The following is an 11359-nucleotide window of genomic DNA, read 5'->3' on the forward strand; positions in this document are numbered from 1 at the left end:
CCTTATGGTGTGGCCGGCAGCCTCAGGCGTTGGCGTGTTCGGCGAGGATGGCGTCGATCTGGCCGACGGCCTCTTTCATGCCTTCTTCCATGCCCATCTGGACCATCTGTTCCATCTGCTCCTCGGATTCGAAGGTGGAGAGGATGGTCATCCTGGTGCGGTCGCCTGTGCCTTCGAGGTTGACGGAGGCGTGTGTGGTTCCCATGGAATCCACGGGCTGGCCGTTGTCATCGGCAAATCCATCGTCAAACGCCAGCCTCTTGGGGCTTTCGACAGTGCTGAAGCGCCACCAGCCACGGGCTTTTTCGCCCTCCGGACCGGTCATGTAGTAGCTGGCCTTCCCGCCCGGACGGAAGTCGAATTCCTCGAAGGTGGCCGGCCAGGTGGGCGGGCCCCACCAGCGCTCCAGCTGCCGCGGGTCTTCCCAAAGGCGCCAGACACGCTGGATGTCCGCGTCGAACTCGGCAATGAGTGTGAAGCTGAGTGCCTCAAGATTCTTGGTGGAACTGATAACCGACATTGCAGAACCCTTCCTTATCCTTCAGCCAGAATGTCCGCGATCCGGTCAACACGCTGCCGCCAGATCGCCTCGTACTCATCGAGCAGCCGGCGGGCTTTCTGCAGGCCTTCATGGTTACCCCGCACAATCTGCTCCCTTCCGCGCTTCTCCTTGGTGACCAGGGATGCGCGCTCCAACACCGCCACGTGCTTTTGAACTGATGCGAAACTCATGGCGTAGAGGGCTGCGAGGCCGGAGACCGAGTATTCGCCGACCGTTACGCGCCGCACAATGTCCCGGCGGGTGGAATCGGCGAACGCCTGGAAGAGGCGGTCAAGTTCGGTTTCGCGGAGCTGATCTACAACCATTTGGTTGTACGATAGTCCTCGCGGAAGTGGGAGTCAATGGGTACGTTGAAGCCCATGAGCATTTTCCTTGCCGGCGCCGGGCCGGACCACCTGGCCTTTCCCGACGTGTTTGACAGGTTCGCTCAGGAGGTGTCCCACGCTGCGCGGACGGAACCTGCCCGGATCGCCGTGGTTGTCCATGACCGGGGCGGCAACCCCGAAAGCCGCCTGGCCGAGTACGCGGAACCATTGCGCGCCCGGCTGGCCTGCAACGTGGTGCCGGTGCTGCTCGGCCAGGACGGGCCGGCCGAGCCCGCACTCTTCGACGGCGTGGACGCGGTGGTGGTGGGCGGTGGACTGACGCCCGCCTATATGGAGGGCCTGAACGCCGCGGCTGCCTCTATTTCGCGTCGGGTGGCAAGCGGTGTCCCGTACCTCGGTTTTTCCGCCGGGGCCATGGTCGCTCCCGGAAGGGCACTCATCGGCGGGTACCGCGTGGACGGAACTGAAGTATGCGGCGAGGAGTGCTCGGAGGGGTTGGACCACCTCGACATCCGGACCGGCCTGCGGCTGGCCCCGTTCACCGTGGATGTCCATGCCGCCCAGGCAGGAACGCTGGGCCGGGCCGTCGCTGCCGTTGCGGCGGGGCTGGTGGACAGGGCCGTCGCCATCGACGAAAACACCGCCCTCGTCCTGCCCGGTGCAGGGGCCGAAGATTTTGAGGTGATGGGAACCGGGAACTGCTGGGATGTCCGCAGCGCGGCACCCGGCGCGGTAGCATCCGTCACCGTCGCTGTCCTGCGCGCCACCTGACGCCCGGCGGCATGCCCCCGTTGCTGCTACGCGTCGAAGTGCGTCTGGACGCCGCCGCCCGTCAATTGTTCGATCAGCTCCCGGGCAACATCGCGCAGCTTCCGGTTGCGGTTGCTGGAAACCTTGGTGAGGATTTCCATGGCTTCCGCCTGCGAGCAGCGGTTCTGGGCCATGATCACGCCGCAGGCCAGGTTGATCGCCGTCCTGCTTTCGAGTGCCGCCTCAAGGTCGTCAGCGCGGTTCTGGGCAGTATTGATCCGGACGGAGAGGTGCAGGGTGTTGTGGGCGGCCGCGGCAAATCCCACAGCTTTGTCATAGACGTCAGCGGTGAAAGCCCGGGGCTTGGTGGCAAAAAAGTTGAGCGCGGCACTGGCGTCGCCGCTTATCTCCAGCGGCACCCCCAAGGTGCTGTGCACGTTCCGCTCGGCGAGTTCCCGGTTATAGTCAGGCCAGCGTGGATCCTGGGCGACGTCGTCGATCATCACCGCTGACATCTCGCGCAACGCCTTTACGCAGGGGCCATCACCCATGCTTTGCTCGATATGGTCAAGCTCCACCGCCCGTTCACTGCTGCCCGCTGCTGTGGCTGGCCTGCGTTTCAGCTTGAGGGTGACGGCACATTCGATCCGGTCATCGGCCGCCTCCGAAACAGCCGCAGCAGCCATTCCCGACAGGCCGGCCAGGAAGCCCACGATGCTCTCCGCGCCCACCAGGATCTCCTGTAGCTGGTGCACAGACTCGTTATCCGCAGAACTCGACATGGGGCAATCTTACTGTTGCGCTTCTGCAGCCGCAGCGGGTAAGGGAAAACATGGTGGCATATGCTGGGAATATGGCCCAGCAACTACCCCTCGACGAGCTCAGCACCGTGATCGCTCGCATCCAGGGGCTGCTGCTCACCGAGGAAAAGGTGACGACGGCGGTCCGCCTCCTGGCCCAGGCGGCGAAGGAGTCTGTGCCAGGAACCATCGGTGCCGGTGTTTCACTCCTGGATTCGCGTGGCCGCCGCACCAGCAGCGGCTACACGGACAAAATCGTGGAGCAGGCCGACGCCGCCCAGTACGAACACGGCGAGGGCCCGTGCCTCACCGCGTGGGCCGCGGAGGAGCCGGTGCTGGTGGAAGACGTCCAGTCCGACCAGCGGTGGCCCGAGTGGCGGAATGCGGTCAGGCTGCTGCCTATCCATTCTGTGGTGAGTGCTCCGCTCCTGGCCGGCAAGGAAGCCATCGGCGCCCTGAAACTGTATGCGGCAACCCCTCATACCTACGATGCCTCCAGCGTGAACCTGCTCCAGCTCTTCGCTGCCCCGGCTGCAACGCTGCTCTCGCACGTCCAGGCGAGCGAGGCTCCGAAGAAGATGACGGAAGGCCTGCAGTCATCGCTGCACAGCAGGGACGTGGTGAACCGCGCCTGCGGCGTCCTGATGGAACGGCTGGGTGTTCCGCACACAGCCGCGCTGCAGCAGCTGATGAAGCAGGCCAGGGAAGAGCGCACCACCTTGCAGAACGTCAGCGAATCCGTTCTGGCCGGGACGCCGGCGTCCGGGGACTAGGCGGCGCCCATGGGCTTCGATCCAAACGAACCGGAACAACGGCGCCGGCTCCGTGCAGCAATACGGGCCGCAGACATCACGGTGTCCGAGCTCTGGCTGAAGTACTTCAGCATGGCCGGAGACGCCGGCGAGTATGAAGTGGAGGCATACCTTCAGGGGCTTCTCTCGCTGCCGCCGGTCCAGCGTGACCTGCTGGCCCTCTCCGCCAACGAACTGATCGATGAACTCCCCCGGCCGCGGGCCCCCTACTCGGACGATTTCGCCTCTGAGCCCGAGGTTTCCGAAAGCCGGGACGAGCGCAGTGGCGGGAGCGCCGACGGACGTACCGCTGGGCCAGACGAATAGAGCCGCGCTGCCCGGGAGGGGTTCCTCCTGCCGTATCCGAAACCCCTGCAGGGGCGTAGTGTCGGAAGTAGGAAATTTCGGGATAGCAACAGGATCCGGAGGTTGAATACACGGGCCGGAATGCAATGAGCGCAGGGGCCGACAGCCAGGGTGACAGCAAGGCGCAACTAGGGATCGAGGCCTCATGGCCGGCAGCGATGCACTGACTACCTCCGATGAATATCAGGACCTGCTGCTCGAGAGCGCCGAATTTTCCGACTTCCTCCTGGGCCTCGCCACCATGTCCGCAACATTGCTGGGCGCGGACACCCGTACGGTGTTCTGCACTATCACGGTAGAGCGCAACGGCGCCCCCTCCACGATGTCCAGCAGCAGTGAACTGGGCCGGCGGCTGGACGAGAGGCAGTACGCGGCCGACGCCGGACCATGCCTCACAGCCGTCCGGCAGCAGAGTGCGGTGCTGGTTGAGGACATGGCCACCGACCAGCGGTGGGGAAAGTATGCGCAGGCCGCCCTCAGCGAGGGCGTGCAAGCCATGCTTGCCGTGCCCATCCGCACTGACGGCTCCTCACGCGCGGCGTTGAACTGCTACGCCCGGAAGGCCCACGCATTCGACGAAGAGACCGTCAGCCTCCTGGAAACGCACGCGGCATCGATGTCCCGCATCCTCCGCCTGGCCCTCCGGCTGCACGCGCCGCAGGCCTATCCGGAACACCTCCGCAGCGCGCTGAAGTCCCGCGCCGTAGTTGACGCAGCCATTGCCCTCATCATGCTCCAGCACCGCGGCGGACGGGACGGTGCGCTGGAGCTGCTCCAGCTCGCCGCTGTGTCAAGCAACCGCAGGATCCAGCAGATTGCGACCGACATTGTTGACGGAGGCAGCTTCTCCGCGGCCCGGCTGGATGGAGGGTAGGAATGTATTCTGAGGGGACCGGAGGACCTGAAGAACTGAATGACGCCGCGGAACAGCGGCGGGGAGCAGCGCAACGTTTCCGGGACACGGAGCTCCCGCTGGTCAAGCTGTGGACGTACTACTACGGGATCGGCGGGGACATCGATGAGGTGTCCCTGGACGCGTACCTCAATGAGGCGCTGGACCTCCCGGCCGCGCAGGTTGGGCTCATCACCACGGCGATGGCCGAAATGACGGAAGGTGATACCGAGTGAAGGACCACCACATCTCACCTGAAGGGTCACGGGCCGCAGAGTCTTTGGCGGACACGGAGCTGACGCTGCAGGAAATGGTCCTGCAAAGCCCTGACATCCGGGATTTCCTGGTTGAACTGGCCGTCCTGGCCGCGTCCCGGCTGTCCGTTCCCGGCAATCGCATCCACGGCGGCGTCACGGTGCTTCGGCACAAGCGGCCGGAAGCGGTTGCGTCCAGCGACGCCGTGGCGCACGCCCTTGACGAGATGCAAAACGGATTCGGAGACGGCCCGTGCCTTACCGCCCTCCGGAGCAAAGCCACCGTACTGGTGCCGGACCTCACCGCCGAGCGGCGGTGGGCGCCGTACGTCCGGGCGGCTGCGGGAAAAGGGGTGTCGTCCATCCTTGCCGTGCCCCTGGACCTTGCCGGTGAAGCCGAGGCGGTACTTAACCTTTATTCAGGCTGCAGTAACGGTTTCTCCGGTGACGACATCGGCACCGTGGAGGCCTTCGCTCACCAGGCGGCAAGCTCGCTGCGGCTGGTCCTGCGCATCACCCAGCTCAGCGAGGCCAGAAATGATCTGGCCGCGGCAATGCAGTCACGCACCGTGATTGACATGGCCGTGGGCGCCATCATGGCCGAGAACAGGTGCACCCGGGACACAGCGTTCGCCATCTTGACCAAAGCGTCCAGCACACGAAACACCAAGCTCCGCGACGTGGCGGCATCCGTGATCGCGTCCATCTCCGGGGAGAAACAGATTTCCACCCACTTCGACGTGTGACTGCTAGGAGTTCGGAGCTGTGACCGGCACGCCGTTGGCCCCGGAACCTGCTTTCCCCAAACTCCAATAGCCCCGGAATTCCGAGGATTTCGGATCCACGCCGGCAGCCACCAGGCAGCGGCGAAGGGTCCTGACCGTCCCGGCTTCAGCGCCCACCCACGCATACGTGGAGCGCCACCCTCCGTTGCGTTCGACGACGGCGTGGACCGCCTGCTCCAGGCGGAGGCCGCGTGGTGCCGCACCGCCGTCGCGGTCCAGCCAGGTGATCCGTACGCCGCTGCGTGTGGCCAGGGGAAGGACGTCCGCGGCTTCGGGGACTTCCAGGAAAGCGTGCCCACCGATGTGGGGCGGAAGCGTTTCGAGGATGGAACTGATGGCGGGGACCGCCGTTTCGTCACCGGCCAGGAGGACGTGCTCCGCGCTGCCCGGCTTCCAGTTGATCCCCGCTTCGGACAAAGGCGTGGCGGGCGTCACCGCAGTGGCGTCCGGTCCCACAAACCACGCCCGGCAGCCGACCTCCGCCTCCTGCGCCCACCGCGATCCCGGCCCTGCATGGTCGCGGGGTCCCTGATGCAGCACAAAGTCGATATCGAGTTCCGGACCCGCAGGCGCATGCCGCAGGGCCCGGACGGTGTAGCTGCGGATGGAGCCGCGGCCGGGTTGCTCCTGCCGGAGCCAGTCCTGGTACCACCCCGCCTGCAGGAGTCCGCTGGGCGTGCCCGGCGGTTGGAGATCATGGCCGGGGATGGGCAGCAGCAGCTTGATGCGGAGGTCCAGGGTGGGTCCGGGCACCCCGAACGCCTGCAGCGCCGGACCGGTGAACGTGATGCGGCGGAAGCGCGGGCTCAGGTCCCGCACTTCCGACACCACGGCCTCGAACACCCGCACGGGGTGCCGGGAAACCAGGGTTGCGGCAGCCATTAGGGGCATTACGGCAGCTGCGGATCCACGCCGTAGTGCTTGGCCAGGTCAGTGATCACAGCGTGGGCGCCCTGAATACTGACCGAAGCCAGGAACGTGGCGTCGTCAACGTTGATGACCTCGCCCTGGAGCCGCTCCCACAACGGGTTCGACTGGAACGCTTCCTGCTGCGCGCGGGCCTTGTCGCCTTCGGCTCCGGCCGGGGTGAAGGCGCTGACCATCACCAGTCCGGCGTCGCCCTGGAGGATCTGCTCGGCGGACAGCGGTACGAAGATCTCCTTCTCGCTGTCCGGCTGGTCCTTGGGGCGCGGAATGTTCATGTCCGCCATGATCTCGCCAATGAAGGAGTTCGAGGAGTACAGCCGGGCAGTGTCGCCGCCGGTGAAACGGATGAGGGAGTAGGTTGCGTCCGGCTTCTTGGCCAGGATCTCGGCTCCCACCTTCGCGGCGCGGTCCTCGTAGGCCTTGACCAGTTCCTCGGCCTTGGCCTTCTTGCCCAGCGCCTCGCCCAGGAAGACGACGTTTTCCTTCCAGGTGGGTCCGGTGCTCACGGAGAAAATCGTGGGCGCGATCTTGGACAGCTGCGAGTACAGGGCCTCGTGGCGGACTTTCGCGGACACGATCAGGTCCGGCTGCAGTTCCAGGATCTTTTCCAGGTTGGGCTCGGCCAGGGTGCCGACGTTCACCGAATCCTTGGTGGCATCGGCTACATCGCCGAGGTAAGGGGCGAACGGAGCGTTGGGATCCTGCCGGTACTGCACGTAACCCACCAGGTCGGCCTCGAGCAGCAGGGCAGCATCGATGTAGCTCGGGTCCAGCGCAACAACGCGCTTGGGGACCGTTTCGATGCTGGTTGAACCCATGGTGTGTTCCATGGTCAGCGGGAAGCCTGCTGCTTCGGGAGCGGCGGAAGTGGTGTCACTGGTGGTGGCGGCCGGGGAGCCGCAGGCCGCGGTGGCCAGGAGTACCAGGCCGGCGGCAGCAGCGGTGAGCTGCTGGACAATGGGAATTTTCACGGGGAATGCCTTCACAAACGATGCGGGGATGCGACGCATTAGGTAAGGCTTACCTGCGCCTGCCGTAGACTGTAGCAGGATTTGGCGGATTAGCTCACAAACCAGTGACGTAATAGAAAGTCCCATGTGAAAACCCTGAACGCAGAGCCGTCTCCGGACGTGGCCCGGACAGATCCGGCACGGACGGCCGCGCGGGCCCCACGGCGGAGGGTGCCGCGGAACCGCCCGGTTTGGCTCCTGGTTTCCCTGCTGGCACTGTTTGCCGCCTGCGTGCTCAGCATCTGTATCGGGGGGCAACCGTCTTCCCTCCAGGAGGCCTGGCACGCGGTGTTCACCCCCACGGGCGACGTCTTGGACGTGACTGTCCGCGAGCTGCGTTGGCCCCGCACAGTCCTGGGAATCTGCGCCGGGATCTGCCTGGGCCTGGCAGGAACCCTGGTGCAGGGCCATACCCGGAACCCGGTAGCGGACCCCGGCCTGCTCGGCATCAACCAGGGCGCGGCGCTGGCCATCGTGGCTGCCACCGCCCTGGCCGGCGACCTTCCAGCCCTGACCCAGGCGGCGCTGGCCTTCGCCGGGGCACTCGTTGCCAGTGTCCTGGTGTTCATGATCGGATCGGCAGCCCGGTATGGCGCCACCCCGGTCACACTGGTCCTGGCCGGAGCGGCCGTGACCGCTCTGTGCTCAGGGCTCGTGGCAGGAATTGTCCTCCTCAATGACCAGGCCCTGGACACCCTGCGGTTCTGGCAGGTGGGTTCGCTGGCGGGACGGACCGGGGTCCTGGAGCTGGTCTGGCCCTTCATCGCGGCCGGCGTTGTGCTGGCCCTGCTCAACATCCGGGCCTTGAACGCCCTTGCGCTGGGCTCGGACGCCGCTGTTTCCCTGGGTATTTCAGTACTGCGGGCGCGGGCCGTGGGCATCGGCGCTGTCACGCTCCTGGCAGGAACCGCTGTAACCCTGGCAGGCCCCATCGCCTTCGCCGGACTGCTGGTCCCGCACATCACCCGCGCCATCACCGGGCCGGACTACCGCTGGCTGGTGCCGCTCTCGCTCTTTACCGGGGCAACCGTCGTGCTCCTCGCCGATACCGCCGGCCGCATTATTGCCCGGCCCGGCGAACTGTCCGTCGCCGTGGTCCTGGCAGTGGTGGGAGCACCTTTCTTTGTGTACCTCGCCCGGCGCCGGAGGCTGGCAACGCTATGACAGTTCTCCAGAGCACCCGGCTGCAGGCCAGCCCGAGTGCCACAAAAATCAGGGCGCTGCGCATCGGCCCGGTATCCATCCGGCTCAACGTCCGCGTGATGGTGGTGGCCTCGCTGCTGATCCTGGCAACGGTGGCGGCCATGGCCCTGCACATCGCTTTCGGCGGCACCCCCATGGCCTACCCGGACGTCCTCAGGGCGCTGCTGGGCGACGAGTCCAATACGCGGATCCACCTGGCCGTCACGGAGTTCCGCGCCCCCAGGATGGTGGCCGCGGTCGTGGTCGGTGCCTCCCTCGCTGCTGCAGGAGCCATCACCCAGACCGTGGCGCGCAATCCCCTCGCGAGCCCGGACCTGCTGGGGGTGACGGCAGGCGCGTCACTGGGGGCTGTCAGCGTGCTGGTGATTGCCGGCGGGGGCCACGCTGGGCTCAGCGGCCTAGCGGCGACCGTGGGCATGCCCGCTGCGGCGTTCACCGCGGGCATCCTCAGCGGCGTGGCGGTGTACCTGCTGTCCTACCGGCGGGGCCTGGACAGCTACCGGCTGGTGTTGGCCGGGTTGGGCATCTCCGGACTCGCCGCGAGCCTGACCACCTGGATCCTCACCTTGGGCGACGTGACCAGCGCGGCCCAGGCGCTGACCTGGATGATGGGCTCTCTGAACGGAAAAGACTGGGAGACCGTGCAGCCCATGGCGCTCAGCGCTGCCGTGCTGCTCCTTGCCGCCATGGCCACCGGACGGTGGCTGCTGCTGACCAGCCTGGGCGAGGACACCGCCGTCGGGCTTGGCACCCGGATAGGTGCCGTCCGGCTGATAGTCCTGGCGCTCGCCGTCCTCCTGGCGTCCGTGGCCACGGTGACTGCTGGTCCGGTGGCGTTCGTTGCGCTGGCCAGCCCCCGGATTGCCCGGGCCCTGACCTCCACGGTGATTCCCTCCGTGGGAGTATCCGCGCTGGTGGGCGCGATTTTCGTGCTGCTGGCCGACACCTTGTCCGCCAATGCCCTGGCCGCCCCCTTGCCGGTAGGCGTGGCCACGGCCGTGCTGGGGGCACCGTTCCTGATCCACCTGATCCTCAAATACCAGCGGAGGCTGAGTTGAACACGTCCTTGGAGCAGCAGGAGGGCCTCCGGGCCCAGGACCTCAGCCTTGGCTACGACGGCGGCAACATCATCAGCGGGCTCTCGCTGACCATTCCCAATGCCCGGGTAACGTCGATCATCGGGCCCAACGGATGCGGAAAGTCAACGCTGCTGAGGGGCCTGGGCCGGCTGCTCAGCCCCAGGTCCGGCGAGGTTTTCCTCGACGGCGCACCCCTGCGCCAGCATTCCACCCGCCATATCGCCACCCGCATCAGCGTGCTGCCGCAGACGCCCACGGCACCGTCGGGACTCACGGTGGCGGACCTCGTTTCGCGGGGCCGGCACCCGCGGCAGAAGTGGTACCAGCAGTTTTCCGCCTCCGACGAATTGGTGGTGGAGTCCGCACTGGAAGCCACAGACATCCTGGACCTCGCCGATACGCCCCTGGAGGACCTCTCCGGCGGGCAGCGCCAGCGGGCCTGGATTTCCATGACCCTGGCCCAGGAGACGGGAATCCTGCTGCTGGATGAACCCACCACCTACCTGGACCTGGCGCACCAGGTTGACGTGCTGGAACTCGTCCGCCGGCTGAACCGCGAACACCACCGGACCGTGGTGATGGTGCTCCACGACATCTCGCTCGCGGCCCGGTACTCGGACCACATCGTGGCCATGAAGGACGGTGCCATCGTGGCGCAGGGCACCCCGGCCAAGGTCATCACCTCCGAGCGGCTGCTGGATGTGTTTGGCCTGGACGCCCACGTGGTGCCGGAACCCACGGAGGGCCGCCCGCACGTCATCCCGCTGGGAACAGTAGGGGCCCCGGCGGCCGACGCCGTGTCCCTGGTCACACGTGATGCGATTCACTCGCAATAAAAGGCGATTTGGTTGAGAGTGCCGTTTCGGTTTGTGCACCATGGAAGGGCAGGGCTGGACACTTCCAGCCCTATCCATCCTGGTGACGCAATGAGGCCCACCGGTTGCCCTTGGGGGCCGCCGATGCCGCAGGGCGTGAGCAGGCCATTCCCCCGGCCCGGCCGGACCGAAACAAGGAAGTACTGAACAATGACGTTTGAAGCTGCCGAATCCGTGACGCTCAAGATCTGGGACCGCTCCACCATGCACCACACGCTGGATGCGCTCGTCGAGGATCTCTCCACCCGCCACAACACCACCAAGGGCAGCGTCGCTGTCACCTGCAGCGGCCCCAACACCTTCACGCTCAGCCTGAACAGCGGCGCTGCCTAACCTCCGCCAAATCCCCCGGGCGAACCCTCGCCGGTGTGCTTGGTCACATCGCCCGAAATTGGGTTGCACTCTTCCCTCGCGACCATGCACCATGGAAAGACGGGAACGCGCTTTCCCAAATGCTTGTCCTCACCGACGAGGACACGGCCGGACACCCCGGGCCGCCAGACCGCAAGAAATGGAAGTTGAATAATGACGTTCGATGCCACTGATTCCGTGACCCTCAAAATCTGGGACAAGGCCACTCTCCACCACACGCTCGACTCCGCAGTCAGTGACCTCTCGGCACGGCACAACACCACCACCTGCCGCGTCGCCGTCACCTGCAGCGGCCCCAACACCTTCACCCTTAGCCTGCGCGGCGAGGACCGGGCCCTGGCGAACGCCTAGGCAGCCAGCCTCTGCT

At 66.1% G+C, this 11359-nt stretch carries 16 protein-coding genes; 11 read left to right on the forward strand and 5 right to left on the reverse strand.

The features are described 5' to 3' along the window. Positions 1–22 precede the first annotated feature (22 nt). Positions 23–520, reverse strand: coding sequence for an SRPBCC domain-containing protein (locus tag P2Q66_RS08240; protein ID WP_275727124.1), 498 nt, complete (start codon positions 518–520; stop codon positions 23–25). A gap of 14 nt (positions 521–534) precedes the next feature. After that, a complete protein-coding gene (locus tag P2Q66_RS08245; protein WP_275727125.1) occupies positions 535–867 on the reverse strand; it encodes a metalloregulator ArsR/SmtB family transcription factor in 333 nt (110 codons plus the stop codon). A gap of 54 nt (positions 868–921) precedes the next feature. Here P2Q66_RS08245 and P2Q66_RS08250 point away from each other — a divergent pair, with 54 nt between their 5' ends. Next, positions 922–1659, forward strand: a complete 738-nt coding sequence (locus P2Q66_RS08250; protein ID WP_275727127.1) for a Type 1 glutamine amidotransferase-like domain-containing protein — start codon at positions 922–924, stop codon at positions 1657–1659. Positions 1660–1685: 26 nt separating this feature from the next. On the opposite strand, the gene P2Q66_RS08255 is transcribed toward P2Q66_RS08250, so the two are convergent. Beyond that, positions 1686–2420 (reverse strand): GAF and ANTAR domain-containing protein, encoded by a 735-nt coding sequence (locus P2Q66_RS08255; RefSeq protein WP_079595041.1) that lies wholly within the window; start codon positions 2418–2420, stop codon positions 1686–1688. Between the two features lie 71 nt (positions 2421–2491). Between P2Q66_RS08255 and P2Q66_RS08260 the strand changes: the two genes are divergently transcribed. From P2Q66_RS08260 to P2Q66_RS08280, 5 genes are all read left to right on the forward strand, one after another. Further along, a complete protein-coding gene (locus tag P2Q66_RS08260) occupies positions 2492–3211 on the forward strand; it encodes a GAF and ANTAR domain-containing protein (protein ID WP_275727129.1) in 720 nt (239 codons plus the stop codon). Positions 3212–3220: 9 nt separating this feature from the next. Then, positions 3221–3556, forward strand: a complete 336-nt coding sequence (locus tag P2Q66_RS08265; RefSeq protein ID WP_079595043.1) for a hypothetical protein — start codon at positions 3221–3223, stop codon at positions 3554–3556. A 184-nt stretch (positions 3557–3740) separates the two neighbouring features. Then, a complete protein-coding gene (locus P2Q66_RS08270) occupies positions 3741–4469 on the forward strand; it encodes a GAF and ANTAR domain-containing protein (RefSeq protein WP_275727130.1) in 729 nt (242 codons plus the stop codon). A gap of 2 nt (positions 4470–4471) precedes the next feature. Beyond that, complete coding sequence (locus P2Q66_RS08275; protein WP_079595045.1) at positions 4472–4723, forward strand: hypothetical protein; 252 nt, start codon at positions 4472–4474, stop codon at positions 4721–4723. Continuing rightward, positions 4720–5487 (forward strand): GAF and ANTAR domain-containing protein, encoded by a 768-nt coding sequence (locus P2Q66_RS08280; protein ID WP_275727134.1) that lies wholly within the window; start codon positions 4720–4722, stop codon positions 5485–5487. Before P2Q66_RS08275 ends, P2Q66_RS08280 begins: the two co-directional genes overlap by 4 nt. A 3-nt stretch (positions 5488–5490) precedes the next feature. Here the strand turns inward: P2Q66_RS08280 and P2Q66_RS08285 are convergent, their stop codons facing one another. Continuing rightward, positions 5491–6408, reverse strand: coding sequence for a siderophore-interacting protein (locus P2Q66_RS08285; protein ID WP_275727137.1), 918 nt, complete (start codon positions 6406–6408; stop codon positions 5491–5493). An 8-nt stretch (positions 6409–6416) separates the two neighbouring features. Beyond that, positions 6417–7424, reverse strand: coding sequence for an iron-siderophore ABC transporter substrate-binding protein (locus tag P2Q66_RS08290; protein ID WP_275727138.1), 1008 nt, complete (start codon positions 7422–7424; stop codon positions 6417–6419). Positions 7425–7550: 126 nt separating this feature from the next. Here P2Q66_RS08290 and P2Q66_RS08295 point away from each other — a divergent pair, with 126 nt between their 5' ends. From P2Q66_RS08295 to P2Q66_RS08315, 5 genes are all read left to right on the forward strand, one after another. Then, positions 7551–8627: an iron ABC transporter permease gene (locus P2Q66_RS08295; protein WP_275727140.1), complete on the forward strand. Its 1077-nt coding sequence runs from the start codon at positions 7551–7553 to the stop codon at positions 8625–8627. Beyond that, entirely contained in the window at positions 8624–9724 is a 1101-nt protein-coding gene (locus P2Q66_RS08300) for an iron ABC transporter permease (RefSeq protein WP_275727143.1), read from the forward strand. Before P2Q66_RS08295 ends, P2Q66_RS08300 begins: the two co-directional genes overlap by 4 nt. Beyond that, positions 9721–10581, forward strand: coding sequence for an ABC transporter ATP-binding protein (locus P2Q66_RS08305; protein WP_115523870.1), 861 nt, complete (start codon positions 9721–9723; stop codon positions 10579–10581). The genes P2Q66_RS08300 and P2Q66_RS08305 overlap by 4 nt, the downstream gene beginning before the upstream one ends. A 189-nt stretch (positions 10582–10770) precedes the next feature. After that, positions 10771–10953, forward strand: coding sequence for a hypothetical protein (locus P2Q66_RS08310; RefSeq protein ID WP_275727148.1), 183 nt, complete (start codon positions 10771–10773; stop codon positions 10951–10953). Positions 10954–11145: 192 nt separating this feature from the next. Next, a complete protein-coding gene (locus tag P2Q66_RS08315; RefSeq protein WP_115523869.1) occupies positions 11146–11343 on the forward strand; it encodes a hypothetical protein in 198 nt (65 codons plus the stop codon). Positions 11344–11359 lie beyond the last annotated feature (16 nt).

Origin of the sequence: Arthrobacter sp. Cr_A7 (assembly GCF_029222765.1) — a bacterium.
Taxonomy (GTDB): Bacteria; Actinomycetota; Actinomycetes; order Actinomycetales; family Micrococcaceae; genus Arthrobacter.